This is a genomic window from Kitasatospora brasiliensis (assembly GCF_032654805.1).
GTDB lineage: Bacteria > Actinomycetota > Actinomycetes > Streptomycetales > Streptomycetaceae > Kitasatospora > Kitasatospora brasiliensis.
In genome coordinates this window covers 1,623,669-1,650,424 of the sequence record NZ_JAUOOW010000001.1, presented here as the reverse complement: position 1 = coordinate 1,650,424, position 26,756 = coordinate 1,623,669, and the positions used below count along the sequence as shown (strand labels likewise).

Here is a 26,756-nt window from a genome sequence, read left to right as displayed (position 1 = left end):
TTCCCCGCATCCTGGAGCGCACGAGACGTGAGCAACATCCCCGAGACCGGCCGCACCCGGCGGGTGACGATCCGGCTGGTGGTGTTGCAGATCCTGGTGCTGTCGCTGCTCGCCACCCTCGGCGGGCGGCTGTGGTACCTGCAGATCCGCAACGCCAAGGAGTACACCGCGAAGGCGACCGGCAACCACATCCGCGAGGTGGTCGAGCCGGCCGTCCGAGGCGAGATCCTGGACGCCTCCGGACGGGTGCTGGCCGGCAACGAGACCCGGCTGGTGGTCTCGGTCAGCCGCACCTCGCTGCTCCAGCAGAAGGACGGCGGCAAGGGGGTGCTGGCCCGGCTGGCCGAGGTCCTCGGCATGCCCGCCAAGGACGTCCAGGAGAAGGTCAGGCTCTGCGACGCCAAGACCTCCCAGCCCTGCTGGAACGGTTCGCCCTACCAGCCGATCCCGGTCACCAAGGAAGCGACCACCCAGCAGGCGATGCAGATAATGGAGCGCCGCGAGGACTTCCCCGGGGTCACCGCGCAGCCCACCGCCGTACGCCGCTACACCGGCGCCGAGGGCGCCAACATGGCCCAGGTGCTCGGCTACCTCTCGCCGGTCACCGACGCGGAGGTCAGCAAGACCGCCGACAAGACCGGCCTGGACCGCTACCTGCCGGCCGACCAGATCGGCCGGGCCGGCCTGGAGTCGGTGTACGACCGCGACCTGCGCGGCACCGCGGGCATCACCAAGCTGGAGGTGGACAACCTCGGCCGGGTGATCGGCACCGCCGGCACCGTCGCCCCGCAGACCGGCGACAACCTGGTCACCAGCATCGACGCCCGGGTGCAGAAGGTCGTCGAGGACAACCTCGGCCAGGCCATGGCCGACGCCCGCAACACCTTCGACAAGGTCACCAACCGCAACTACGAGGCCGACTCCGGCGCCGCCGTGGTGATGGACGTGCACACCGGGCGGATCATCGCCATGGCCAGCGCCCCCACCTACGACCCGAACCTCTGGGTCGGCGGCATCAGCGGCAAGGACTACCAGTCGCTGACCAGCAAGGAGTCCAACTTCCCGCTGCTGAACCGGGCGATACAGGGTCAGTCCGCCCCCGGCTCGACCTTCAAGGTCATCTCCACCACCGCCGCCGTGCAGGCCGGCTACTCGCTGGACGGCCACTACGACTGCCCGAAGAGCATGACCATCGGCGGTCGCGAGTTCAAGAACTTCGAGAGCGAGAACTTCGGCCAGATCTCCCTGGAGAAGGCCCTGGAGGTCTCCTGCGACACCGTCTTCTACGGCCTGGCCTACGACCAGTGGATGAAGGACGGCGGCATCAAGCCGAAGAAGGACCCGGGCGACTGGTTCTTCAAGACCGCCCACCAGTTCGGCCTCGGCGCCAAGACCGGCATCGACCTGCCCTCCGAGGTGCCCGGCCGGGTGCCGGACCGGCAGTGGAAGCAGACCTTCTACGACAACAACAAGGACGCCTGGTGCGCCCAGGGGCAGAAGGGCGGAAACAGCTACTCCGACCAGATCGCCCGGGAGAACTGCGTCGACGGCTACCAGATGCGCGCCGGTGACGCCGTCAACTTCGCCATCGGCCAGGGCGACACCCTCGTCACCCCGGTCCAGATGGCCCGGATCTACTCGGCCCTCGCCAACGGCGGCACCTTCTACCGGCCGACCATCGCCAAGGCCGTGATGAGCCCCGGCGGGGACGTCGTGCGCGAGATCGCCCCGCAGGCGGACGCCAAGTTCCCCGGCGACGACAAGCTGCTCAGCTACATCGACCAGGCCACCGAGAGCGTCATCAAGTCCGGTACCGCCGCCTGGAAGTTCAACGGCTGGCCGCAGGACAAGATCGCGCTGCACGCCAAGACCGGCACCGCCGAGGTCGAGGGCAAGCAGACCACCTCCTGGCTGACCACGTACAGCAAGGACTACGCCGTCGTCATGACGATCAGCCAGGGCGGCACCGGCTCCGGCGGCTCCGGCGACGCCATCCGCCGGATCTACCAGGCGCTGTACGGCGTCGACGACAAGGGCGCCATCGACAACGGCAAGGCCCTGCTGCCCGCCCCGCAGGCCGAGCTGCCGAAGTTCAACCCGGACGGCACCGCGATCATCAAGCAGGCCTCGTACGGCACCCAGGCCCCGGCGGCCGCCCCCGCCGTCGCCCCGGCGCCGCTCGACCCGGCCGCGGCACAGCCGGCCCCCGCGGCGGCCTTCCTCGACCAGGCGCCGCCGACCGACCGTCCGGCGTCGTACACCGCGGCCGACGCCGCGCTCGAACCCGTCCGCGGACCGGGAAGGGGACGGGCATGACCTCCTACGGCTCGTACCGCCAACTGCGGCTGGCCCCCCAGCGCAGCGGGGTCTCCAAGGCCCTGTCCAAGGACTCCCCGCTCTGGCGGCTGGACTGGATACTGCTGGTCGCCGCGCTGGCCCTCTCGGCCGGCAGCTCGCTGCTGGTCTGGTCGGCCACCCGCGGACGCGACTCGCTGACCCACGGGGACCCGCAGTACTTCCTGTACCGGCACCTGACCAACTTCGTGGTCGGACTGGTCCTGTGCGCCGTGGTGATAGCGATAGGGAGCCGGCGCTTCCGCACCATCGTGCCGTTCCTGTACGTCGGCGTGATCGTGCTGCTGCTGGCCACCCTCAGCCCGCTGGGCTCGACCATCAACGGCGCCCACTCCTGGATCCAGCTCGGCGGCGGCTTCTCCATCCAGCCCGCCGAGTTCGCGAAACTCGCGATCGTGCTGGCGATGGCCGTCGTGCTGGCCGACCAGGTGGACGCGGGGGAGCAGGAGTTCCCCTCGCACCGGGCGGTGTTCCGGGCCCTGCTCTGGGCCGGACTGCCGATGGCCATCGTGCTGCTGATGCCGGACGCCGGCTCGGTGATGGTGATGGCCGCGATCGTGCTGGGCATCCTGCTCGGCTCCGGCGCGGCGAACCGCTGGGTGCTCGGCCTGCTCGTCGCGGGCACCGCCGGATGCGTGGCGATCTGGAAGTTCGGGCTGCTGAGCCAGTACCAGATCGACCGCTTCGCGGCCTTCGCCAACCCGCAGCTCGACCCGAACGGCGTCGGCTACAACACCGCGCAGGCCCGGATCGCGATCGGCTCGGGCGGGCTGACCGGCAAGGGGCTGTTCCACGGCACCCAGACCGTCGGGCAGTTCGTGCCGGAGCAGCAGACCGACTTCGTGTTCACCGTGGCCGGCGAGGAACTCGGCTTCGTCGGGGCGCTGGCGATCATCGCGCTGGTCGGCGTGATCCTCTGGCGGGCCTGCCGGATCGCCCGGCAGGCGACCGACCTGTACGGGACGATCGTGGCCGCCGGGGTCATCGCCTGGCTGTCCTTCCAGGCCTTCGAGAACATAGGGATGTGCCTGGGCATCATGCCGGTCGCGGGCATCCCGCTGCCGTTCGTCTCCTACGGTGGCTCCTCGATGTTCGCCAACTGGCTCGCCATCGGGCTGCTCCAGGCGGTGCGCAGCCAGCGGCCGATAGCGGCCTGAGCGCGCCGCGCGGCGGGGCCGGTCCGGGAACTCCCGGGCCGGCCCCGTTCTTTCGCGCCCGGGGGTGCTCAGAGAAGGCAGTCGGCGGTGGTCAGGACGGCGCGGGTCTGATGGGCCAGCTGCTCCTGGACCGGGACCCAGCGGGCCCCGAAGCGGTGGCGCAGCCGGTCCAGGCTGTCGGTGACGACGGCGCGGGCCCGCTCCCGGGCGGCCTCCGCGCCGGGGCCGCGGACGTCGGCGAGCAGCCGCAGCAGGACCGACGCCACCCGCAGCGGCACCCGGGCCGCGACCAGCCCGGCCGTCGTGACCCGGGAGGCGGTCAGCGGCTGGGCACCCCAGCGCTCCAGCCACTCCTCGGCCACCCGCGGGGCGACCGCCAGACTGGACTCGACGGTGCGCAGCAGCGGGCCGCGCTCCTCGTCGCCGTGCCCGGGGACGCTCGGCAGCAGGGCGGTGAGCTCCCCGGCCCGCGCGGTGAGCTCCCCGGCGGCGGCCGCGAGGGCCCGTGCCCCGGCCGGGTGGCGGCGGGCGTCGCCGACCGCGTCGACCGCCCACATCGGGACCTCCAGCACCGCGGTGACCGCGCCGTGCCGGGCCGCGTAGGACCAGGTGGACAGCTCCGGCTCGTCCGGCAGCGCCCGGGAGCCCCCGGCGCCCGGGTCCGGCATCAGATAGGTGCCCGGGTCCGGGCTGGCCCAGCCGATCGCGTCGTAGGAGTCCACGTCGAGCGGCACTCCGGCGCGCTCCGCGGAGCGGGCGAAGCGCCCCGCCAGGCCCCGGACCGGCCGGGTGAGCTGGACGAACGCGCCGCCGAAGTCCACCCCGTGCAGCGAGCACTGGAGGAAGGGGCGCAGCTCGTCGATCAGGCCGGTCAGCACCAGGCTCTCCGGCATCGGCGGACGGCCGGAGCCGGGGGCGGGCAGCAGCTCGGGCTGCTCCTCGAAGGACGGGCGGAAGAAGTGCTCGTAGTGGCGTCGCATGGTGAGCGGGCCGTCCAGCCAGCCGGTGTTGAGCGCGGCGCCGTCCGGGTCGAGGCAGAGCAGCAGGTGCCAGGAGAGCCCGGGGCGCGCGGGGCGCTCCAGCAGCACCTCGGCGAGCCGGACCGTCCCGGCGGTGCCGATCGGCTCGTTGGGGTGCGGGCCGCCGACCACCAGCACCGCGCGCGGCCCGCGGTCCACCGAGAGCAGCAGCAGTGGGCGCCCGGCCCGGGAGCGGCCCACCTCGCGCAGTCGGCAGCGGTCCGGGTGCCGCAGTGCGAGCCGCCGCGCGGCGGACTCTGCCTGGGCCGGCGTGGGGTAGCGGGCCGGCCGGGTGTCGAGGGGCCGGAGGCGGATCCGCCGACCGGTGTCGGTCATGGTTCTCCTTGCGCCGGCGCCGGCGGGAAATCCGACGAGGGCCGAGCGTACGACTCAACTCCCTTGTCCGGAAGGGGTTGTCCGGAAGGGGCGCAGATGTCTTCGGCGGAGCCCCGTCAGTACCGCACGGCCCTTCCGGGCGTGTCAACGGCGGACGGCGCCGCCCGGCGGGCGCCCACCGGGCGTGCCGGGGCGGGCACCCGCCGCCGGGGTGGCGCCGGGGCGCGGGCGGCCCGTGATCCGGGGCAGACGGCCCGTTCCCCGGATTGGGCTACCCTTGAGGGTCACCCCTCCCGTGCCGAATCGCGGCACCGAATCACGTCGTAAGGGTTCCTAGTACATGACTGTCGAATCGGTCTTCCCACGCCTGGAGGCCCTCCTCCCGCACGTCCAGAAGCCGATCCAGTACGTCGGCGGCGAGCTCAACTCGACCGTCAAGGACTGGGACGCCGCCGACGTCCGGTGGGCACTGATGTACCCCGACGCCTACGAGGTCGGGCTGCCCAACCAGGGCGTCATGATCCTCTACGAGGTGCTGAACGAGCGCGAGGGCGTGCTCGCCGAGCGCACCTACAGCGTCTGGCCGGACCTCGAAGCGCTGATGCGCGAGCACGACGTCCCGCAGTTCACGGTGGACGCCCACCGCCCGGTCAAGGCCTTCGACGTCTTCGGGCTGTCGTTCTCCACCGAGCTCGGCTACACCAACATGCTGACCGCGCTCGACCTGGCCGGCATCCCGCTGGACGCCAAGGACCGCACCGACGAGGACCCGATCGTCCTGGCCGGCGGCCACGCGGCCTTCAACCCGGAGCCGATCGCGGACTTCATCGACTGCGCCGTGGTCGGCGACGGCGAGCAGGCCGTGCTCGACATCACCGACATCATCCGCGCCTGGAAGGCCGAGGGCCGCCCCGGCGGCCGCGACGAGCTGCTGCTGCGCCTGGCCCGTACCGGCGGGGTGTACGTCCCGAAGTTCTACGACGTGGAGTACCTGGCCGACGGCCGGATCGGCCGCGTCGTGCCGAACGCCCCGGGCGTGCCGTGGCGGGTGTCCAAGCACACCGTGATGGACCTGGACGAGTGGCCGTACCCCAAGCAGCCGCTGGTCCCGCTCGCGGAGACGGTGCACGAGCGGATGTCCGTGGAGATCTTCCGCGGCTGCACCCGCGGCTGCCGCTTCTGCCAGGCCGGCATGATCACGCGCCCCGTGCGGGAGCGAAGCATCACCGGCATCGGCGAGATGGTGGAGCGCGGGCTGAAGGCGACCGGCTTCGAGGAGGTCGGCCTGCTGTCGCTGTCCAGCGCCGACCACACCGAGATCGGTGACATCGCCAAGGGACTGGCGGACCGCTACACCGAGGACAAGATCGGCCTGTCGCTGCCGTCCACCCGCGTCGACGCCTTCAACATCGACCTCGCCAACGAGCTGTCCCGCAACGGGCGCCGCTCGGGCCTCACCTTCGCCCCCGAGGGCGGCAGTGAGCGCATGCGCAAGGTGATCAACAAGATGGTGTCGGAGGAGGACCTGATCCGCACCGTCGCCACCGCGTACGGCAACGGCTGGCGCCAGGTGAAGCTGTACTTCATGTGCGGCCTGCCCACTGAGACCGACGAGGACGTGCTCCAGATCGGCGAGATGGCGAAGAACGTCATCCAGAAGGGCCGCGAGGTCACCGGCCAGAACGACATCCGCTGCACCGTCTCCATCGGCGGGTTCGTGCCCAAGCCGCACACCCCGTTCCAGTGGGCCCCGCAGCTGTCCGCCGAGGCCACCGACGCCCGCCTGGCCAAGCTGCGCGACTCGATCCGCGGCGACCGCAAGTACGGCAAGAACATCGGCTACCGCTACCACGACGGCAAGCCGGGCATCGTCGAGGGACTGCTCTCCCGCGGCGACCGCCGGGTCGGCGCGATCATCCGCGCGGTCTACGAGGACGGCGGCCGCTTCGACGGCTGGCGCGAGTACTTCTCGTACGACCGCTGGATGCTCTGCGCCGAGAAGGGCCTGGCCGGCACCGGCGTCGACGTCGACTGGTACACCACCCGCGAGCGCTCCTACGAGGAGGTGCTGCCCTGGGACCACCTGGACAGCGGCCTCGACAAGGACTGGCTCTGGGAGGACTGGCAGGACGCCCTGGAGGAGGTCGAGGTCGACGACTGCCGTTGGACCCCGTGCTTCGACTGCGGCGTGTGCCCGCAGATGGACACCCACATCCAGATCGGCCCGACCGGCAAGAAGATGCTGCCGCTGACGGTCGTCAACAAGTAGCGCGTCCGAATTCCGCGGGTCGACTGCGGTGTGTGCACGCAGATGGACACACACACCCCGATCGGCCCCGGTGACGACGTAGCGTGTGTCACATGCGCGACCCCTGGCCGGGAGGATTCGGCCGGGGGTCGCGGTGTGCCGTGGAGGGGTGTCTGACCAGGGGCGGAGCGAGGGGGGTGGCGGGGCGCGTACCCTTTGAGGTGACAGAGTCCGGACAGTGGCGGGAAGACGCCACGCCGGACGGGGACAACTGACTAAGGACTGAGCGACCCTGGCACGCCGTACGCCCGACGGTCCGCCGCCCGCGCCGACGGTGCAGCGGATTCGTCTCCGCTACACCAAGCGCGGCCGGCTCCGCTTCACCAGCCACCGCGACTTCCAGCGCGCCTTCGAGCGCGCTCTGCGCCGGTCCGCCGTTCCGATGGCCTACTCGGCCGGCTTCACCCCGCACCCGAAGGTCTCCTACGCCAACGCGGCCCCGACCGGGGTGGCGAGCGAGGCGGAGTACCTGGAGATCGGCCTGGCCGCCGTCCGCGATCCCGAGCAGCTGCGGGCGCAGCTGGACGAGTCGCTGCCGGCCGGCCTGGACGTGATCGACGCGGTCGAGGTGCGGACGCCGAACTTCGTGGAGCGCCTGGAAGCCTCCGAGTGGCTGGTGCGGCTGGACGGCGTCGAGCCGGACGCGGCCGCCCAGGCGGTCGCGCGCTTCCTCGCCGCCGAGCGGGTCGAGGTCGAGCGCCGGACCAAGAACGGCCTGCGCGTCTTCGACGCGCGGGGTGCGGTGGCGGCGCTGGAAGCCGTCCCGACGCAGGTCGAGGCCGGTGCGGACGCCGAGACCGGAACGGGCCACGATGTTCGGACCGGCCGTCCCTGTGCGATACTGCGCCTGGTAGTACGACACGCCACACCCGCCGTACGACCCGACGACGTATTGTCCGGTCTCCGTGCGACGGCCGACCTGGCGCCGCCGGTCCCCGCAGAGGTGACCAGGCTGGCGCAGGGGCCGCTCGACGAGGAGGCCGGCACGGTGACCGACCCGCTGGCGCTCGACCGCGCGGCGGCTCCGGTCGGCTCGGAGCCGACCGCAGGGCCGCACGCTACCGCGTCCGCCTAGCGGGGGGAGGCCGGGTCCAGTGCCTCACTGGGCCCGACGGTCCTCCAAGGTTCCCGCGGCTCCCCAGGGGAGCGAGCGTCGTCGCAGCGCAGGCCTGCCACCCGGGGCCTGCCGACCTGGAAGGTCGGCGGGTCCGGGACCCCGTCCGGGAGCCACCCGGGGTTGGGGGACGGCGCAGCTTGGGAAAACCTCAGAAGACTGGTCAGACCAGAAGACTTTCGACACCCCGCCGAACGCGGGGCGCCGAGCGAGACTACGAGCCCCTGTGCGGCCTCGCGTCCGCGCGGCGGCACCGTCCAAAGGTGCGGTCCGGGCATCGTCGCGATGCCGGCCGCCCACCGGTGCCGCGCCGTGCCCGGATGTGGAGCCCGGGGGCCTGACGGGAGATCCACCCGCATGCTCGATAACACCGATCCGCAGACTGCGGCCACGGAACAGAACGAAACCGCCGCCACCGGTGGCGAGGGCGCGTCCGCCGCGCCCCCGCGTCGCCGTCGCCGCGCGGTGTCCCGCCCGGCCGGCGCCCCGCAGGGTGCCGCCACCGAGGCGGCCGAGACTGTTCTGCCGGCCGAGACGCCGAAGGCCGCCGCGGCTCCGGCCGTGGAGGCCGCCGAGGCCTCCGCCGAGCCGGTCGCCGAGAAGCCCGTCCGGGCCCGCCGGACCCGCAAGCGTGCCGAGGCCCCCGCCGGGGCGCCGGAGACCGCCGAGGCCCCGGTGGCCGAGGTCACCGTGAAGGCCGAGAAGGCGGACAAGGCCGAGAAGGCGGACAAGGCCGAGAAGGCCGAGAAGGCCGAGAAGCCCGTCCGGGCCCGCCGCACCCGCAAGCGCGCCGAGGCGCCCGCCGGTGCCCCCGCCGAGGCCGAGGTCCCTGCCGCCGAGGCCCCCGCCGTCGAGGCGCCGGCCGTCGAGACCCCCGCCGAGCCGGTGGCCGAGGAGGCCCCCGCCGCTCCGGCCCGCCGCCCCCGCCGCCGTCGCGTGGTCGAGGCCGCGCCGGTCGTCGAGGAGCCGAAGGCCGAGGAGCCCGCCGTCGCGGAGGAGCCCGAGGAGGAGGCCGCCGAGGCCCCCGCCGCCGAGGCGCCGGCCGTCGCGGCCCCCGCTGTGCAGGCCCCCGCCCCGGTCGCCGAGGCCGAGCCGCACCACCGGGTGCGCCGCCGTGCCGTCCGTCCGGCCACCGCGGTCTTCCAGGCCCCGGTGTTCCAGGAGCCGGCCCCCTTCGTCGCCCCGGCGCAGGCCCAGGCCCCGGCCGCGCCGCAGCAGCCCGCCGCCGCCCCGGCGCCGGTCGAGGCCCCGGCCGTGGCCGAGCGCGAGGAAGAGGACGAGTACGAGTACAGCGGCGTCGGCCGCCGTCGCCGGGTCCGTGCCCGGGTCGAGCCGACCCGTCGCAAGTCGGCCGCCAAGGCTCAGGCCAAGGCCCAGGCCCAGGCCCAGGCTCCGGCGCCCGCGCCCGTCGTCGCGGCGCCGGCTGTCGAGACCCCCGCCGTGGAGGCCCCCGCCGCCGGTCCGGAGACCGAGGACGAGTGGGAGGACGGCCGTCCTTCCCGGCGTCGTCGCCGGGGCGGCCGCCGCCGTCGCCGTGGCGAGGCCGAGGAGTTCGAGGCCGCCGAGGCCGTCGAGACCGAGCAGCCCGTCACCGACGAGTCGGCCGAGGCCGCCGAGGACGAGGGCGAGGAGGACGACGACCTGGCCGCCGGCCTGTCCTCGTCGCGCCGCCGTCGCCGCCGTCGCCGCCGCAGCGGTGAGGCCGGCGCCGTCGAGACCGCCGAGACCACCGAGGACGGCGTCCGAACGGTGGTGAAGGTGCGCGAGCCGCGCCGCCGCTCCACCGAGCCGTCCTTCGACCCGGACGAGGTGCAGTCCATCAAGGGCTCGACCCGTCTGGAGGCCAAGAAGCAGCGCCGCCGCGAGGGCCGCGAGCTGGGCCGCCGCCGGGTGCCGATCATCACCGAGGCCGAGTTCCTGGCCCGCCGTGAGTCGGTCGAGCGCGTCATGGTGGTGCGCCAGAACGGCCAGCGCACCCAGATCGGTGTCCTTGAGGACGGCGTGCTGGTCGAGCACTACGTCAACAAGGAGCAGGCCACCTCGTACGTCGGCAACGTCTACCTGGGCAAGGTCCAGAACGTGCTGCCGTCGATGGAGGCCGCCTTCGTCGACATCGGCAAGGGCCGCAACGCGGTGCTCTACGCCGGTGAGGTCAACTTCGGCGCGCTGGGCGGCCACGGCGGCCCGCGCCGGATCGAGTCGGTGCTGAAGTCCGGCCAGTCCGTGCTGGTGCAGGTCTCCAAGGACCCGATCGGCCACAAGGGCGCCCGCCTGACCAGCCAGATCTCGCTGCCCGGCCGCTACCTGGTCTACGTGCCCGAGGGCTCGATGACCGGCATCTCGCGCAAGCTCCCGGAGAACGAGCGCGCCCGGCTGAAGCAGATCCTCAAGAAGATCGTCCCGGACGACGCGGGCGTCATCGTGCGCACCGCCGCCGAGGGCGCCTCCGAGGAGGAGCTGACCCGCGACGTCCAGCGCCTCCAGCAGCAGTGGGAGGACATCCAGAAGAAGGCCGCGACCGGCAACGCCCCGGCGCTGCTGTACGGCGAGCCGGACATGACCGTCCGGGTCGTCCGCGACATCTTCAACGAGGACTTCACCAAGGTCATCGTCTCCGGCGACGAGGCGTGGAAGACCATCCACGAGTACGTCTCCAACGTGGCCCCGGACCTCGCGGAGCGGCTCCAGCGCTGGACCTCCGAGGTGGACGTGTTCGCCACCTACCGGATCGACGAGCAGCTGATGAAGGCACTGGACCGCAAGGTCTGGCTGCCCAGCGGCGGTTCGCTGGTGATCGACCGCACCGAGGCGATGGTCGTCATCGACGTCAACACCGGGAAGTTCGTCGGCCAGGGCGGCAACCTGGAGGAGACGGTCACCCGGAACAACATCGAGGCGGCCGAGGAGATCGTGCGCCAGCTGCGGCTGCGCGACCTCGGCGGCATCATCGTGATCGACTTCATCGACATGGTGCTGGAGTCCAACCGCGACCTGGTGCTGCGCCGCCTGCTGGAGTGCCTGGGCCGGGACCGGACCAAGCACCAGGTGGCCGAGGTCACCTCGCTGGGCCTGGTCCAGATGACCCGCAAGCGGGTCGGCCAGGGCCTGCTGGAGTCCTTCTCCGAGCCGTGCGTGCACTGCAACGGCCGCGGCGTGATCGTCCACATGGAGCAGCCGAGCACCCACGTCCACGCCCCCGTGGCGGCGGGCGAGGCCGGTTCGGGCAGCGGCAAGCGCCGTCGCCGGGGCAAGGGCGGCGCGGGCCACGAGGAGCCGCAGGCCGTCGAGACCGCGGTGACCGCCGTGGCCGAGCCGGTGGAGGCCTTCGCCGAGCCGGTGCGCGAGGAGATCGAGGGCCAGCTGGCCCTGGAGGTCCCGGGCGTCGAGGCGCCGGCCGAGGCGGTCGTGGAGGCCCCCGTCGTCGAGGCTCCGGTCGTCGAGGCTCCGGCGGCCGCTCCGGCCGGCCGTCCGCGCCGCCGGGCGGTGCGCAAGGCGACGGCTCCGGCCGGTTCGCCGGACAACGCCGAGATCGTGGTGCTCCAGGCCAAGGCCGAGGCCGCGCTGGCGGCGGCCCTGGAGGCCGCCACCCCGGCCGCCGAAGCCGCCGCCGAGGCGCCGGCCGAGCCGGTCGTGGTCGCGGAGGAGGCCGTGGTCGTCGAGGCCCCGGCCGAGGCCGCCGAGCAGGCCCCCGAGGCACCCGCCGAGGAGGCTCCCGCCGAGGAGGCGCCGGCGCCGAAGAAGCGGGCCGCCCGCAAGACCGCCGCGAAGAAGACCGCCGCCAAGAAGACCACCACGGCGGCCAAGAAGACCACCGCCCGCAAGACCGCGACCAAGCGGACGAGCGCGGCGGCCAAGAAGGCCGCGGCCGCCGAGGGTGATACGGCAGCCGAGTAGTGCCCACGCCCCGGGGCGGGAGCGATCCCGCCCCGGGCCGTACGGGCCGGTTTGCCCCTGAGGCGGCCGGTCCGTATTCTTGACCATCGGCGTGTCTACGCCATTGCTCCCGAGCACATCACCTTCCCGAGGTCACCGCGTCCGCGCGGAGGGCCGGGGAGAGGCTCCTGTGTCCGTACCCAGGTGGCTGGCGTCGGGGGTTCCGACCGAGCAAGGAAAGCAGGTACCGCATGTACGCGATCGTTCGCGCAGGCGGCCGCCAGCACAAGGTCGCCGTCGGCGACGTGCTGGAGATCGACCGTATCGAGGCCAAGCCGGGTGACTCGGTCGAGCTCTCGACCATCCTCGTCGTCGACGGTGACGCTGTCACCTCCGACCCGTGGGTCCTGGCCGGCGTGAAGGCTCACGCCGAGGTGGTCGACCAGACCAAGGGTGACAAGATCGTCATCCTGCGCTACAAGAACAAGACCGGCTACCGCCGCCGTCAGGGTCACCGTCAGCAGCACACCGCGGTGCGCATCACCAGCATCGACTCGGTCAGCAAGTAAGGGGATAGCGAAAAATGGCACACAAGAAGGGCGCAAGCTCTACTCGTAACGGCCGTGACTCGAACGCCCAGCGCCTCGGCGTGAAGCGCTTCGGCGGCCAGGTCGTCTCCGCCGGCGAGATCCTCGTCCGCCAGCGCGGCACCCACTTCCACCCGGGTGCCGGTGTCGGTCGCGGTGGCGACGACACCCTGTTCGCGCTGACCGCCGGTGCGGTCCAGTTCGGCAACCGTCGCGGCCGCAAGGTCGTCAACATCGTGGCCGTCGAGGCCTGAGTCCCCGCGGACTCCCGAGTCTGAGAAGATCCACCCGGGTTTGACAAGACTCACAGTGAAGGGTGGGCCGGAATTCTCCGGTCCACCCTTCACGCTTTACGCAGGTAGTAAGCAGACTCTCGCGCACTGGAGGCACACCCATGACCACCTTCGTGGACCGCGTCGAACTTCACGTCGCCGCGGGTAACGGGGGCCACGGCTGCGCCTCCGTGCACCGCGAGAAGTTCAAGCCGCTCGGCGGCCCGGACGGCGGCAACGGCGGTGAGGGCGGCAGCATCATCCTCACCGTGGACTCGCAGGTCACCACCCTGCTCGAATACCACCACTCGCCCAAGCGCAAGGCCACCAACGGCAAGCCCGGCGCGGGCGGCCACCGCACCGGCGCGGACGGCGAGGACCTCGTCCTGCTGGTGCCGGACGGCACCGTGGTGCTGGACCGCAAGGGCAACGTGCTGGCCGACCTGGTCGGGCACGGCACCAGCTTCGTCGCCGCCCAGGGCGGCCGCGGCGGCCTCGGCAACTCCGCGCTGGCCTCGGCCCGCCGCAAGGCGCCCGGCTTCGCGCTGCTCGGCGAGCCCGGCGAGGCCCGTGACATCGTCATGGAACTCAAGTCCGTCGCCGACGTGGCCCTGGTCGGCTACCCGAGCGCCGGCAAGTCCTCGCTGATCTCGGTGCTCTCCGCCGCCAAGCCGAAGATCGCGGACTACCCGTTCACCACCCTGATCCCCAACCTCGGCGTGGTCACCGCCGGCGACACCGTCTACACCATCGCCGACGTGCCCGGTCTCATCCCGGGCGCCAGCCAGGGCCGCGGCCTCGGCCTGGAGTTCCTGCGGCACGTCGAGCGCTGCTCGGTGCTGGTGCACGTGCTGGACTGCGCCACCCTGGAGCCCGGCCGCGACCCGCTGAGCGACCTGGAGACCATCGAGGCCGAGCTCGCCGAGTACGGCGGCCTGGAAGACCGCCCGCGCCTGGTCGCGCTCAACAAGGTGGACGTCCCGGACGGTCAGGACATCGCCGACCTGACCCGCGCCTCGCTGGAGGAGCGCGGCTTCCGGGTGTTCGAGGTCTCCGCCGCCTCCCGCAAGGGCCTGCGCGAGCTGAGCTTCGCGGTGGCCGGAATCGTCGCCGAGGCCCGCGCCGCCAAGCCGGCCGAGGAGTCCACCCGGATCGTGCTGCGGCCCAAGGCCGTCGACGACGCGGGCTTCACCATCACCGAGGAGGACGGCGCGTACCACATCCGCGGCGTCAAGCCGGAGCGCTGGGTCCGCCAGACCGACTTCAGCAACGATGAGGCCGTCGGCTACCTCGCCGACCGGCTGGCCCGCCTCGGCGTCGAGCAGGAGCTGTGGAAGATCGGGGCGCACGAGGGCGACACCGTCATCATCGGCCCCGAGGAGAACGCCGTCGTCTTCGACTGGGAGCCGACCATGGCCGCCGGCGCCGAGATGCTCGGCCGCCGCGGTGAGGACCACCGCTTCGAGAGCCCGCGCCCGGCGGTCGACCGCCGCCGCGAGAAGCAGAAGGGCCGGGACGCGGCCGAGGCCGAGTTCCTCGCCTTCGAGGCGCTCTCCAGCAGCCGCCCGGCCGCCATCGAGGGCGACGACGAGGACGACTGAGCGCGCTGAGCGCCGCACACCGGACGGCCCCCGCCACCTCGACAGGTGGCGGGGGCCGTCCGCGCGCTCAGGGGTGACGGGGCGTCACTTCGCCCAGGAGGCCTGGAGCTTCAGCAGGTCGGTCAGGTCGGTGTAGCCGACCGCGACCGGGGCGGTCCCGGTGGTGGCGATGATGGTGCAGCCCTTGACCTCGGTGCCCTTGGTCACACCCTGGAACTTCGCGCCGGTGCACTTGGGCAGCGGGGTGGCGGCGGTCGCGGCGTTGATGCCCTTCTTGCCGGTGTTGTCGAAGAGGACGAACTTCGAGTCCGGAGCGGTGAAGGAGAGGCTCGCGTCCCCGAGGTTCTTGATGGTGTAGCTGACGTACATCGGGGTGCGGCCTTCCAGGCCGGCGGTGGTGACCTTGGCGGCGGTCAGCTCCTGGAGCGAGCCGACCTCGACCCCGGTGACGGTGATCTCCAGCTTGGTGGCGACCTTCGAGGTCTTGTCGGCGAAGTCCACGGTGGCGCTCTGGCCGAACTTCACGCTGGTGGTGGCCGCCGGAACGGCCCCGCCCCCGGCGCCGCCCCCCGCGGCACCGGCCGCACCGCCGGTCGCCGCACCCGAAGAGGCCGCACCCGAGGGGGCCGCGGTCGAACCGCCGGCCGCGCCGCCGGCGGTGGCCCCCGGGGCCGCACCGCTCTGGGTCGGAGCCGCGCCCGTCGCGGCCGGAGCCGCGCCGGCGGCGCCGCCGGTACCGGCCGGAGTGTCCGAGTCCGCGTTGTCCGGGCCGCAGGCCGCGAGCGACAGGGCGGTGGCCGCGGCGAGCGCGGCGACGGTCAGCTTGGTGGTGTACGAACGCATGATGCGCTTTTCTCCTGGGCGCGCGGCCGCGACCGTTGCCGGCCTTTGCCCAGTGCGGCGCCACCCGTCGTGACAGGAAGGGTCGAAGACACGGGCACAGCGGGCAAGAAGCCGTCCCCCGATCTGGCTTGTGGTCAGGGACCATACCAGCCATCCGGATGACCCGACCGGCTGTGGCAAGGCCGTGACCAGCCCGGGTCCAGCCGGTGAAACACCCCACGGGTGACCTGCGCGGATCGCGTAGATTTCGGGGGCGACGACCGGGTTCGGCCCGCCGCACCCGCACCACACCGGAAGGGCGTACAGCGAGATGAGCGAGGACTCACTGCGCGAGGAAGTGCTGACCGCACGACGGATCGTTGTCAAGGTCGGCTCCTCCTCCCTGACCACGGCGGCCGGAGGCCTGGACGCCGACCGCGTCGACGCCCTGGTGGACGCGCTGGCCAAGCTGCGCGCCCGCCCCGAGGCGCCAGAGGTCGTGCTCGTCTCCTCCGGCGCCATCGCCGCCGGCCTCGCCCCGCTCGGCCTGGACCGCCGGCCCAAGGACCTGGCCCGCCAGCAGGCCGCCGCCAGCGTCGGACAGGGCCTGCTCGTCGCCCGGTACACCGCCTCCTTCGCCCGGTACGGCATCCGCGTCGGCCAGGTGCTGCTCACCGCCGAGGACGCCAGCCGGCGCGCCCACTACCGCAACGCCTACCGCACCCTGGACCAGCTGCTGGCGATGGGCGCGATGCCGATCGTCAACGAGAACGACACCGTTGCCACCGCCGAAATCAAGTTCGGCGACAACGACCGGCTCGCCGCCCTCGTCGCCCACCTGGTCCGCGCCGACCTGCTGGTGCTGCTCTCCGACGTGGACGGCCTCTACGACGGCGACCCCTCCCGCCCAGGCACCAGCCGGATCGCAGAGGTACGCGGCCCGCAGGACCTCGACGGCATCGAGATCGGCAGCGCCGGCAAGGCCGGGGTCGGCACCGGCGGCATGGTCACCAAGGTCGAGGCGGCCCGGATCGCCACCGGCGCCGGCATCCCGGTGGTGCTCACCGCCGCCAGCCAGGCCGCCGACGCGCTGGCCGGCCGGCCCACCGGCACGCTCTTCCTGCGCACCGGCAGCCGCACCTCCGACCGGCTGCTCTGGCTGGCCCACGCCAGCAGCCCGCGCGGGTCGCTGCACCTGGACGAGGGCGCCGTGCGGGCCGTCGTCTCCGGCGGCGCCTCGCTGCTGCCGGCCGGGGTCACCAAGGTCGACGGGGAGTTCGCCGCGGGTGATCCGGTGGACCTTCTTGGCGAAAACGGCCACATCGTGGCTCGCGGACTGGTCAACTTTGATGCGAGGGAGTTGCCCCGCCTGCTCGGCCGGTCCACCCGCGACCTGGCCCAGGAGCTCGGCGCCGCGTACGAGCGCGAGGTCGTCCACCGCGACGACCTGGTCGTTCTGCGCGGCTGACCGGGCCGGCCAGCCGGGCACCGGCAGCCCGGCCGATCGGCGCGGTGCGCACGGCGGGCCGCTCCGGCCGGGAGCGGCCCGGCCGCGGTCGAGGAGGGGCGCAGCCGCACCCCGTCGGCCGAGGGCCGGCGGGGCCGGTGGGGACGACAGGACATCGCCGAACAGGAGGCCGCCGGTGGAACGCAGGCGCGAGGCAGCGCTGACCGCAGGGACGGCGGGCCGGCGGCTGACCAGCATCGACGGCGGACGCGGGGACGGGCCCGCCGAGCCGGCCGGTCCGCCGCCGCAGAGGCCCGGCGGGGTGCGCAGGCTGCGGCCCGAACGCGACCGGGCGCCCCAGCCGCCCACCGTCCCCGAGCAGGCGCGGCTGTGGCACGTGGTGCTGAGCGTGTCCGGGCAGGTCACCCCGCTGCCCTCGCTGCGCGCCTCGCTGGAGCAGCTGGCGTACGACCACTCGTTCTTCCTGACCGCCCGTTACGCGGCCGACCACGCCGAGATCCGCTACTGGGAGCAGGCCCGGGACCTGCACGACGCGGCGGCCATCGCGCTGCGGCTGTGGGGCGAGCACAAGGTCACCGCGAACCTGCCGCCCTGGGAGATCGTCGGGCTGGAGGTGGTCGACCGGGCGACATACCACAAGCGGGTGGCGGAGGGCTTCGGCGATCCGCCGCCGCACCTGGGCGGGGTGCACCCGTACTGAGCCGCGCCGACGGGGCGGCGTCTCACCGGGCGAAATGCGGCACGGCCGGGCCGGGTGCGTCGCTACCCTAGGCCGCATGACCAGCGATCTCGCCACCGACAGCCCCGTCCTCGCCGTAGCGCGCCGAGCCCGGGAGGCCGCCGCCGCGCTCGCCCCGCTGCCGCGCGGGGCCAAGGACGCCGCGCTGCTGGCGATCGCGGACGCGCTGGTGGCCCGCAGCGCCGAGATCGTCGCGGCCAACGCCGAGGACGTGGCCAGGGCCCGCGCGGCCGGCACGCCCGAGTCGGTGATCGACCGGCTGACCCTGACCGACGAGCGGGTCGCCGCGATCGCCTCCGACGTGCGCGACGTGGCCGGCCTGCCCGACCCGGTCGGCGAGGTGGTGCGCGGCTACACCCTGCCCAACGGCCTGGACGTGCGGCAGGTCCGGGTGCCGCTCGGCGTGGTCGGCATCATCTACGAGGCCCGCCCGAACGTCACCGCGGACGCCGCCGCGCTCTGCCTCAAGTCCGGCAACGCGGTGCTGCTGCGCGGCTCCGCCTCCGCCTACCGCTCCAACACCGCGCTGGTCGCCGTGCTGCGCGACGCCGTCGCCGCGGCCGGGCTGCCCGCCGACGTGATCCAGCTGGTGCCGGGGGAGAGCCGCGACTCGGTGCGGGAGCTGATGCGTGCCCGCGGCTACGTCGACGTGCTGATCCCGCGCGGCGGCGCCTCGCTGATCCGCACCGTGGTCGAGGGCTCGACCGTCCCCGTGATCGAGACCGGCACCGGCAACTGCCACGTCTACGTGGACGCCCGGACGGACCTGGCGATGGCCGTCGGCATCCTGCTCAACTCCAAGGCGCAGCGGGTCAGCGTCTGCAACGCGGCCGAGACGCTGCTGGTCCACCAGGACGTCGCGGACGCCTTCCTGCCGCTCGCGCTGGCCGCGCTCGCCGAGGCCGGGGTGACCGTGCACGGCGACGAGGCGGTGCTGAAGGCCGCTGAGGGCAGCGCGGCCACCGTGCTGCCGGCCACCGAGGAGGACTGGGGCGCCGAGTACCTCTCGCTGGACCTGGCCGCCGCCGTGGTGCCGTCGCTGGACGCCGCCGTCGCGCACATCCGCCGCTGGTCCTCCGGCCACACCGAGGCGATCGTCACCACCTCGCAGGCCGCCGCCCGCCGCTTCACCCAGCTGGTGGACTCCACCACGGTGGCCGTCAACGCCTCCACCCGGTTCACCGACGGCAGTGAGTTCGGCTTCGGCGCGGAGATCGGCATCTCCACCCAGAAGCTGCACGCCCGCGGCCCGATGGGCCTGCCCGAGCTGACCAGCACCAAGTACATCGTCACTGGTGACGGGCACGTGCGGGGCGAGCGGACGCAGACCGTGGGCGGGGACGCGGCCGGGCGCTGAACCACGGCCCAGGGGTGGCCGTCACACGTGTGATGGACCAACTGGCAGGAGCCACAGACAAATCGCCCGGCCGGTAATACGCTGAATCCCGTGGCTGAGGATGTGGGGGGCTTGCCGTACCCCGACGGCGCCGACCACGGTGGTGCGGACGACGAGTTCGCCACCGTGGTCTTCGATGAGGCTTTCGTCCGGTCCGCCGCCGTGCACGAGCCGACCGCCAAGGAGCGGCGACTCGCCGCCGCCGAGGCGCGGTTCGAGCCGGACGCCGCGGGCCCGGGCTGGGGCTATGACGCCCCCGCCGGGGACGGGGTGCCGCTGGAGCTGCGCCCGTACCCGAGCGGACTGGACGCGGACCACCTCTACCCCGATCCCTGGTCGGGGCCGGATCGGGCGGGCGACCGCCCGGGTCGGCGCCGGTGGCGGCGCGGCTACGATCCGGTGCGCGCCCGCGGCCGGTACGTGGCGCAGCAGCGCTGGCACCGGCCGGTGGCCTGGGTGCTCGCGGTGATCATGGGCGTGAGCCTGGTGGCGGTCGCCGTCGCGGCGGTCTACCAGGGCGTGGGCGGCTCCTCGGGCACGCCCCGGCGGCCCGAGTCCGGCAGCAGCAGCGTCGGGGCCGACCCGGGACAGGCTCCGGCCGAGCCGCCGCTGGTGGTCACCGCACCGGCCGGTTAGCGCCGGCGCACGCCCCGGGCGCGCGGTCACGGAGCGTTCCCGGGAATGTGCGTTCCGGCCCCTCGTGGTGGCGCTGGTGTCCGCCTACCCTGGTGGTGTGGGTGACCCGCGAGAGCCTCCTGAGGGTACGCCCGAGGGCGGTTCCGGCAACGAGGACGAATTCCGGTCCGTCGTGTTCGACGAATCGTTCGTGCGGGCTGCCCGGATCCAGGAACTGTCCGCCCGGGAGCGGCTGGCCGGCCCGTACGGCAAGGCCACCCGGGCACGGGTGCGGCTCGGTCCGCTGGGCACGGTCCCGCGCCAGGCGCTCGCGCTGCTGCTGCTCATCCTGCTCGCCCTCGGGACGGCGGTGTACTTCGGGGTGAACTCGCCGAAGGGCACCGCGGTGCGGCCCGAGGGCAGCCAACTGACCGTCAGCCTGGTCGCGTTGGCCCCGGCTTCGGCCGTCCACCCGGTCGCCGACCCGGCGGACCCGTTCGCCGCGCTGGCCACCGGCTACGGGGAGGGCACGATCGGGCTGAACACCCCGACGGCGACCGCCACCGGGAACTTCAGCCGGGTCGAGGTGGCCAAGGCGCTGGACACCGTCCAGCGCTACCTGGTCGCCTCCTCGCTGTCCCCGGCCACGCTGGTCCAGGGCGCCACCGCGGGCGTACGGGAATTCGTCACGCCCGGTGAGCAGGCCGAGTTCGACGCGAGCGTGGCGCAGCCGGTGGACGACCGGCACCACGCGGCGACCGGCTGGATGGTCCGCTTCGACCCGACACAGGTCGCGCTGGCCTCGAACACCGTGAAGGTGGCCGGCGCGATGCGGATCGACGAGGCGGACAGCGGGACCTTGCAGATCACCACCGACCACACCTTCGTCTACGCGCTGAAGCCGGCCGGTGCCCCGGCCGGCGCGCCGGTCACCCTGGAGACGGTCCGGCGCCAGCTGACCTTCGAGTTCGACCGGGCCGACCTCGCCTCCGGGCAGCTGCGGCTGGTGGACTCGGTGGTGGAGGCCGGGCCTGAGCCCTGCGGCACCTCGACGGCGGGCTACCTGCAACCGGTGCTGGCCACCGCCCAGGGCGCGGCGGTCGCGCAGCCGGCGCCGGTGGACCCGGGCAACCACGCCAGGCCCGGCTGGCAGGTGTGCGGGGTGCTGGCGGGCAGCTGAGGAGGCGGCCGGGGCCGTCGGGCCCGCGACGACGCGGCGGCCGGTGCCCGGGGTGGGCGCCGGCCGCCGTCGCGGGAGCGGCGGGTCAGCTGCCGTCGTGCTCCGAGGAGCCGTTGCCCGAGGAGCCGCCGCGGTTGTTGCCGCCACCGGTGAAGGTGTCGCGGAGCTTGCCGCCGACGGTCGCGGCGCCGCCGGCGACATCCCGGATCAGGCCCATCAGCGGGTCCTTGCTCTCCTTGACGGAGGTCGTGTAGTGCTCGGCGGCGGCCTTCCACTGCTCGCCGACCGAGGCGTCCGGGTCGTCCGAGCGGCGCGGGTAGGCGCCGGCCATGATCGAGCGGTAGTCGTCGCTCTCCGACCACTTCTTCAGCTGGGCGACCCGGACCACCGCGAAGGGGTGGGTCTGCGGCAGCAGCTGGAGCACCTTGAGCACGCCGTCGCGCAGGTCGCCGGCCCTCTCGTACTCCTCGGCCTGCTCCAGGAAGGCGTCGACGTTCATCTCGGCCAGGTTGTGGCCGCCGGCCAGCTTCATCAGGGCCCGCATGGACGCCTGGAGGTCCTGCCCGGCGAGCAGGCCGGCCCGGTCGCTGGACAGCTCCGCCTTGCGGAACCACTCCTTGAGGGCGGTGATGATCGCGGTGATCGCCAGGTTGCCGAGCGGCACCCAGGCGATCCGGGTGGCGATGTTGGTGAGGATCATCAGCATCGTCCGGTAGACGGCGTGGCCGGACATCGCGTGGCCGACCTCGTGGCCGATGACCGAGCGCAGCTCCTCCTCGTCGAGCAGCTCGATCAGGCCGCTGGTGATCACGATGATCGGGGTGTCGATGCCGATGCAGAACGCGTTGACCGCCGGGTCCTGGGTGACGTACAGGTCCGGGACCTTCTCCAGGTCGAGCGCGTACGCGGCGTCGCGGACCATGTCGTGCAGCTCCGGGAACTGGCGCTCGGAGGTCTTCACCGCGGTGGCCAGGAACATCAGCCGGATCGCCCGCTCGGAGACCAGGCCGGCCAGCTTCTTCAGGATGTCGTCGAAGCCGGTCAGCTTGCGCAGCGCGACCAGGGCGGAGCGGTCCGCGGGGTGCTCCCAGGCCCGGGTGGAGATGTCGGGGAAGCGCTGGCGGCGGCGGCTCGGGGCCTTGGCGGTCGTGTCGGTCATGGTCTGAGTACCTCCTGGTCGACGGCGGCCGCGGCCCGCTGGCCCGCCCCCCGCTGGTCTTCGCCTGCAACGACTGTCTGTGCAACGTCCGTGGTTGCGTACTCGTCCCCGGAGCCAGCGTACGCGCGGGCGCGCACCCGCCGGTACCTGCGGTTCCGTCGCTTCGAGGCGGGCGCGGTGCGCCACCCGGGGCCGGTGGGCGCCGCCGGTGTGAAGCCGGTTTACCCTGAGGCCTGGATGACCGAGACCGGACCCGGCCGCGGTACCGAGCAGTTCTAGGAGCCCCCGCAGATGTCCACCGACGCGCTTGTCAGCCTGGCCGCGCCCATCTCCGACGAGTCCGGTCCGGGCCTGTTCCTGCGGATCATCGTGGTCGCGTCCTTCGTGGGCGTCGGCCTGCTGGTCTGGATCATGGCCCGCGCCTTCAAGAAGGACTAGTCCGGGCCCCGCGGCGGCCTTCTCCCGGCCCCTGCTCACACCCGGTCAGCGGCGGTGGGCCGCCGAGCGGTTGCGGTGTAACCCCCCGTACGATGACGGGTGGGCCCTCACCGGCCCGGAAGAACCCCAGGTCCGTCCCACCGAGCCGAGAAGGTCCCGCCGACCATGATGAGCACTGCTGCCGCACTCCCCGTTCTGAACCTGCTCGCCGAGGGCGAGGGGGGCAACCACGACAGTCTGAACCCGGCCCTGACCGGTGGCGCCGCGCTGGTCATCCTGCTGGTCCTGCTCTTCATCACCACCCGCTTCAACCGGGACCGCTGAGCCGGCTCCTGGGACCGCTCGGGGAGCGTCCGGCCCACCCGGCCGGCCGCTCCCTCACGCGTCTGCGGACAACCCCCACCAGGTCTGCGGAGGACCCCCACCCGGGCGTTCCCGCACCGTAACGGGCGTCGCGTAAGGTGTGGCGGCATGGGAGAGCAGGCCGGGAATCCCGGCGGACCGGAACCGGTGAAGAAGCGCCTCGGCGTGATGGGCGGCACCTTCGACCCGATCCACCACGGCCACCTCGTCGCCGCCAGTGAGGTCGCGAGCGCGTTCCACCTGGACGAGGTGATCTTCGTGCCGACCGGGCAGCCGTGGCAGAAGACCGACCGCCACGTCACCGCGGCCGAGGACCGCTACCTGATGACGGTCATCGCGACCGCCGAGAACCCGCAGTTCTCGGTCAGTCGGATCGACATCGACCGCGAGGGCCCGACGTACACCGTCGACACCCTGCGCGACCTGCACGCCCTGCACCCGGACGCCGACCTCTTCTTCATCACCGGCGCCGACGCGCTCGCCCAGATCCTCTCCTGGCACGACTCCGACGAGCTCTTCTCGCTGGCCCACTTCATCGGATGCACCCGCCCCGGGCACACCCTGACGGACGCCGGGCTTCCGGTGGGCGGGGTCTCCCTGATAGAAGTCCCGGCGCTGGCCATCTCCTCCACGGACTGCCGCAACCGCGTCGCCAAGGGCGAGCCGGTCTGGTACCTCGTCCCGGACGGCGTGGTCCGCTACATCGACAAGCGGGCGCTGTACGCGCCGCACGGGGACTGATCCAGGAGCGGTGCATGACTGATCGCAGCGACGGCCGGCAGCCGCAGGACTGGTCCACCGGGCAGTACCAGCAGCCGTACCAGGACCACCAGCAGCAGCAACAACAGCCGCAGCAGTACGACCAGTACGGGCAGCCGGTGTACGGGCAGGACCCGTACGGCTACCAGCAGCAGGGGTACCAGGGGTACGACGGGTACCAACAGGGCGGCCAGACCGGGCAGTTCCCGCAGTTCCCGCAGCAGACCCAGCCGTACGAGCAGCCGCAGCAGTACGACCAGTACGGGCAGCCGGTCTACGGGCAGGACCCGTACGGCTACCAGCAGCAGGGGTACCAGGGCTACCAGCAGCCGCAGCCGTACCAGGCCGCCGCCCCGGCCGTCGCCGAGCCGTCGGCGCCTGCCGAGGCCGCCGCTCCCACTGCCCCCGACCCCGCGCCGTCGCGGCCCCGGGTGCCCAGGCCCGCCGAGGCGGCGCCGGCCAAGGCCGAGCCGCCGTCCGAGCAGGTCGCCGGGGCGCGGGCCGGGAAGCCCGGGAGCAAGGCGCCCAAGGACAGCTACACCACGGGTGAGTTCACCTTCGTCGACGAAGAGGCGGAGGAGACCGAGGACGTCATCGACTGGCTGAAGTTCGCCGAGTCCCGCAGCGAGGTGCGCGCCGAGCGCCGCCGCAAGCTGCGCAACCGGCTGATCGGCCTCGGCGTGGTGGTGGCGCTCGCGGCCGGCGGTGTCGGCGGCTACCTGTTCCTCACCGGCGGCAAGCCGACCACCGCCGCCGCCGCGGCCGGCAAGCGCCAGGTCAGCGTCGTCCACCTGCGCGACCTCCAGGGCAAGGTGTCCAGCGCGCTGCTGGTCAACGACGCCGCCGGAAAGAAGGGCACGGTGCTGCTGCTGCCCGACAACCTGCGGCTGCCCGGCCCCGGCGACCCGCCGGTCACCACGATCGGCCAGGCCATGGACGGCGTCGGCGCCTCGGCGACCCGCGAGGGCCTGTCCACCGTGCTCGGCGCCCCGGTCGCCGGCACCTGGCGGCTGGACACCCCGTACCTGGAACTGCTGGTCTCCCAGCTCGGCGGCGTCCGGGTGGACACCAACGCCGAGACCCACGAGGGTGGCAAGCCGGATGGCAAGCTGCTGTCCGCCTCCGGGAAGAACACGCTGCTCAGCGGCAAGGCCGCGGTCGCGTACGCCACCTGGCAGGCGCCCGGCGAGAACCGGGACGCCCAGCTGGCCCGGTTCGGTCAGGTCATGGACGCGGTGGTGCGCACCATGCCGACCGACTTCAAGGAGGCCAAGGACGACGTGCACCGGATGAACGCGGTGCTCGACCCGTCCCTGCCCGAGGACGCCCTCGCCGGGGTGCTCGCCCAGCTCGCCCAGCTGGCGAAGGACGGCCACTTCGGCACCACCGCGCTGACCGTCAAGCCGGACGGCAGCCTGGACGAGGCGACCGCGGGCAAGCAGGTCAAGGACGTCCTGGGTGGCACCGTGAAGTCCGCGGCCGCCGGCGACGCCCCGGCCCGGGTCGCGCTCCAGGACGCCGGCGGCAACGACGCGGCGGCCGCCGCCGCGCAGGTCCAGATCGTCAACTCCGGCCTGACGTTCATCCCGGGCGGGACCAAGGCGGCCCCGCAGGCCACCAGTGAGATCCGCTACACCGACGACACCCGGCAGGGCGCGGCGAAGTCCCTGGCGACCAGCCTCGGGCTGCCGGAGACGGCGGTGAAGAAGGTGACCGGCGACACCCAGAACGCGGACCTGCTGGTCGTGCTCGGCAAGGACTACCAGCCGCCGAAGAACCAGTAGGACGGCGGCGGACGCCCCCGGGGGCCCGTGGCGGCCCCCGGGGGCGTGGAAAAAACGGTTCCTGGGCCGCCCGAGCGGCGTGAGATCCTGGAAGGCGACCCCGGCCGCGCGCCGGGGCGCCCCAAAGCCGCCGAGCCGGAAGAACACCGTGACCGTCACCGACCACAGCCAGCAGCTCATCACCGTCGCCGCGCAGGCGGCGGCCGACAAGCTCGCGCACAACATCATCGCCTTCGACGTCAGCGAGGTGCTGTCGATCACCGACGCCTTCCTGATCGCCTCCGCGAACAACGACCGCCAGGTCCGCTCCATCGCCGAGGAGATCGAGGACCAGCTGCGCGAGCAGCTGGACATCAAGCCGGTGCGCCGCGAGGGCGAGCGCGAGGGCCGTTGGATCCTGCTCGACTACCTGGACATCGTCGTGCACGTCCAGCACTCCGAGGAGCGCTCCTTCTACTCGCTGGACCGGCTCTGGAAGGACTGCCCCGAGCTGCCGCTGCCCGCCGACGCCCTGGAGTCGCGCAACCGCCCGGACGCCCACACCGACGAGGCCGGCAACGCCATCGCCCCCGTCGACGCCCCCGCCGACGACTTCGGCAAGCCCGAGGACCTGCACTGAGCCGGGGTCCGCGCGGTCCGCGCATCGTCTTCTGGCGGCACGGCCAGACCTCCTGGAACCTCGAATCGCGCTTCCAGGGCACCACGGACATCGAGCTGACCGGCCAGGGCGTCCTCCAGGCCCAGCGGGCGGCCCGGCTGCTCTCCGGGCTCCGTCCGGACCTGCTGATCTCCTCGGACCTCCAGCGCGCCCGGCGCACCGCCGCCGAGCTGGCCGAGGTCACCGGGCTCGACGTGCAGCACCACGAGGGCCTGCGGGAGACCTACGCGGGCTCCTGGCAGGGCCTGACCCACACCGAGATCCGCGAGCGCTTCCCGGAGGAGTACGAGGCGTGGTCGGCCGGCGAGCCGGTGCGGCGCGGCGGTGGGGGCGAGCTGGCCACCGAGGTCGCCGACCGCTCGGTGCCGGTGGTGCTGGAGGCCGTCGCCAAGCTCCCGGAGGACGGCACGCTCGTCGTGGTCAGCCACGGCGGGACGATCCGCACCATGCTCGGGCGGCTGCTCGACCTGGAGCCGGCCCACTGGGAGCGCTTCGGCGGGCTGTCCAACTGCTGCTGGTCGGTGCTCGGCCACGGCTCGCGCGGCTGGCGCCTGCTGGAGCACAACGCGGGAACCCTCCCGCAGCCGGTCATCGGCGACGACACCTGACCCGGGTCGAACCGGCTCGGGCGGCACCGGGTGCCGGGGGCCCTCAGGGGCCCTCGGCGGGGCCCGGGGGAGCGGATTTCACAGTTCCGGCTCTGACCAGCTAAAGTCTTCCTTGTTCGCAGGGAAGGAACGCGGCCCGAAAGGG

At 73.1% G+C, this 26,756-nt stretch carries 22 protein-coding genes; 19 read left to right on the top strand and 3 right to left on the bottom strand.

What is annotated here, in order from left to right:
• Positions 1-27 precede the first annotated feature (27 nt).
• Both mrdA and rodA read left to right on the top strand, forming a co-directional pair.
• A complete protein-coding gene (gene mrdA, locus QWJ13_RS07545; RefSeq protein ID WP_316521465.1) occupies positions 28-2,316 on the top strand; it encodes a penicillin-binding protein 2 in 2,289 nt (762 codons plus the stop codon).
• On the top strand, positions 2,313-3,512 hold the full coding sequence (gene rodA, locus QWJ13_RS07540) for a rod shape-determining protein RodA (protein ID WP_316521464.1): 1,200 nt from the start codon (positions 2,313-2,315) through the stop codon (positions 3,510-3,512). The genes mrdA and rodA overlap by 4 nt, the downstream gene beginning before the upstream one ends.
• Before the next feature lie 68 nt (positions 3,513-3,580).
• On the opposite strand, the gene QWJ13_RS07535 is transcribed toward rodA, so the two are convergent.
• Entirely contained in the window at positions 3,581-4,867 is a 1,287-nt protein-coding gene (locus QWJ13_RS07535; protein ID WP_316521461.1) for a M14 family zinc carboxypeptidase, read from the bottom strand.
• A 340-nt stretch (positions 4,868-5,207) separates the two neighbouring features.
• On the opposite strand from QWJ13_RS07535, the gene QWJ13_RS07530 reads away from it, so the two are divergent.
• The 6 genes from QWJ13_RS07530 (at position 5,208) to obgE (ending at position 14,622) form a co-directional block, all read left to right on the top strand.
• Positions 5,208-7,136 carry a TIGR03960 family B12-binding radical SAM protein gene (locus tag QWJ13_RS07530; RefSeq protein WP_316521460.1) on the top strand — a complete coding sequence of 643 codons (1,929 nt, stop codon included), beginning with the start codon at positions 5,208-5,210 and terminating at the stop codon, positions 7,134-7,136.
• A gap of 313 nt (positions 7,137-7,449) precedes the next feature.
• Positions 7,450-8,250 carry a TIGR03936 family radical SAM-associated protein gene (locus tag QWJ13_RS07525; RefSeq protein ID WP_316521457.1) on the top strand — a complete coding sequence of 267 codons (801 nt, stop codon included), beginning with the start codon at positions 7,450-7,452 and terminating at the stop codon, positions 8,248-8,250.
• 396 nt (positions 8,251-8,646) lie between these two features.
• Complete coding sequence (locus tag QWJ13_RS07520; RefSeq protein ID WP_316521454.1) at positions 8,647-12,183, top strand: Rne/Rng family ribonuclease; 3,537 nt, start codon at positions 8,647-8,649, stop codon at positions 12,181-12,183.
• A 230-nt stretch (positions 12,184-12,413) separates the two neighbouring features.
• Positions 12,414-12,731 carry a 50S ribosomal protein L21 gene (gene rplU, locus QWJ13_RS07515; RefSeq protein ID WP_045696828.1) on the top strand — a complete coding sequence of 106 codons (318 nt, stop codon included), beginning with the start codon at positions 12,414-12,416 and terminating at the stop codon, positions 12,729-12,731.
• 14 nt (positions 12,732-12,745) lie between these two features.
• On the top strand, positions 12,746-13,003 hold the full coding sequence (gene rpmA, locus QWJ13_RS07510; RefSeq protein ID WP_030058248.1) for a 50S ribosomal protein L27: 258 nt from the start codon (positions 12,746-12,748) through the stop codon (positions 13,001-13,003).
• Positions 13,004-13,143: 140 nt separating this feature from the next.
• Positions 13,144-14,622 (top strand): GTPase ObgE, encoded by a 1,479-nt coding sequence (gene obgE, locus QWJ13_RS07505; RefSeq protein ID WP_316521439.1) that lies wholly within the window; start codon positions 13,144-13,146, stop codon positions 14,620-14,622.
• An 84-nt stretch (positions 14,623-14,706) separates the two neighbouring features.
• Here the strand turns inward: obgE and QWJ13_RS07500 are convergent, their stop codons facing one another.
• Entirely contained in the window at positions 14,707-15,465 is a 759-nt protein-coding gene (locus QWJ13_RS07500) for a hypothetical protein (RefSeq protein ID WP_316521436.1), read from the bottom strand.
• A gap of 310 nt (positions 15,466-15,775) precedes the next feature.
• On the opposite strand from QWJ13_RS07500, the gene proB reads away from it, so the two are divergent.
• The 5 genes from proB to QWJ13_RS07475 all read left to right on the top strand — a co-directional run bounded on the left by proB (position 15,776) and on the right by QWJ13_RS07475 (position 20,842).
• Positions 15,776-16,912 (top strand): glutamate 5-kinase, encoded by a 1,137-nt coding sequence (gene proB / locus QWJ13_RS07495; RefSeq protein ID WP_316521435.1) that lies wholly within the window; start codon positions 15,776-15,778, stop codon positions 16,910-16,912.
• Positions 16,913-17,087: 175 nt separating this feature from the next.
• Positions 17,088-17,612 (top strand): DUF8830 family protein, encoded by a 525-nt coding sequence (locus QWJ13_RS07490; RefSeq protein WP_316521432.1) that lies wholly within the window; start codon positions 17,088-17,090, stop codon positions 17,610-17,612.
• Positions 17,613-17,688: 76 nt separating this feature from the next.
• Positions 17,689-19,008, top strand: a complete 1,320-nt coding sequence (locus QWJ13_RS07485) for a glutamate-5-semialdehyde dehydrogenase (RefSeq protein WP_316521430.1) — start codon at positions 17,689-17,691, stop codon at positions 19,006-19,008.
• A 90-nt stretch (positions 19,009-19,098) separates the two neighbouring features.
• Positions 19,099-19,683, top strand: a complete 585-nt coding sequence (locus tag QWJ13_RS07480) for an SCO2584 family spore wall biosynthesis protein (RefSeq protein WP_316521429.1) — start codon at positions 19,099-19,101, stop codon at positions 19,681-19,683.
• Positions 19,684-19,780: 97 nt separating this feature from the next.
• The gene (locus tag QWJ13_RS07475; RefSeq protein WP_316521426.1) at positions 19,781-20,842 is read left to right on the top strand and encodes an SCO2583 family membrane protein; all 1,062 of its coding nucleotides are present in this window, start codon (positions 19,781-19,783) and stop codon (positions 20,840-20,842) included.
• An 85-nt stretch (positions 20,843-20,927) separates the two neighbouring features.
• On the opposite strand, the gene QWJ13_RS07470 is transcribed toward QWJ13_RS07475, so the two are convergent.
• Positions 20,928-22,001, bottom strand: a complete 1,074-nt coding sequence (locus QWJ13_RS07470; protein WP_316521424.1) for a M48 family metallopeptidase — start codon at positions 21,999-22,001, stop codon at positions 20,928-20,930.
• 291 nt (positions 22,002-22,292) lie between these two features.
• On the opposite strand from QWJ13_RS07470, the gene QWJ13_RS07465 reads away from it, so the two are divergent.
• The 6 genes from QWJ13_RS07465 to QWJ13_RS07440 all read left to right on the top strand — a co-directional run bounded on the left by QWJ13_RS07465 (position 22,293) and on the right by QWJ13_RS07440 (position 26,611).
• Positions 22,293-22,439 (top strand): hypothetical protein, encoded by a 147-nt coding sequence (locus tag QWJ13_RS07465; RefSeq protein ID WP_316521422.1) that lies wholly within the window; start codon positions 22,293-22,295, stop codon positions 22,437-22,439.
• A 165-nt stretch (positions 22,440-22,604) separates the two neighbouring features.
• Positions 22,605-22,763, top strand: coding sequence for a hypothetical protein (locus QWJ13_RS07460; RefSeq protein ID WP_316521419.1), 159 nt, complete (start codon positions 22,605-22,607; stop codon positions 22,761-22,763).
• Positions 22,764-22,910: 147 nt separating this feature from the next.
• A complete protein-coding gene (gene nadD, locus QWJ13_RS07455) occupies positions 22,911-23,543 on the top strand; it encodes a nicotinate-nucleotide adenylyltransferase (RefSeq protein ID WP_316521417.1) in 633 nt (210 codons plus the stop codon).
• A gap of 14 nt (positions 23,544-23,557) precedes the next feature.
• Entirely contained in the window at positions 23,558-25,345 is a 1,788-nt protein-coding gene (locus tag QWJ13_RS07450) for an LCP family protein (protein ID WP_316521413.1), read from the top strand.
• Between the two features lie 148 nt (positions 25,346-25,493).
• A complete protein-coding gene (gene rsfS, locus QWJ13_RS07445; protein ID WP_316521411.1) occupies positions 25,494-25,964 on the top strand; it encodes a ribosome silencing factor in 471 nt (156 codons plus the stop codon).
• Entirely contained in the window at positions 25,961-26,611 is a 651-nt protein-coding gene (locus QWJ13_RS07440; protein ID WP_316521726.1) for a histidine phosphatase family protein, read from the top strand. The genes rsfS and QWJ13_RS07440 overlap by 4 nt, the downstream gene beginning before the upstream one ends.
• Positions 26,612-26,756: the final 145 nt, after the last annotated feature.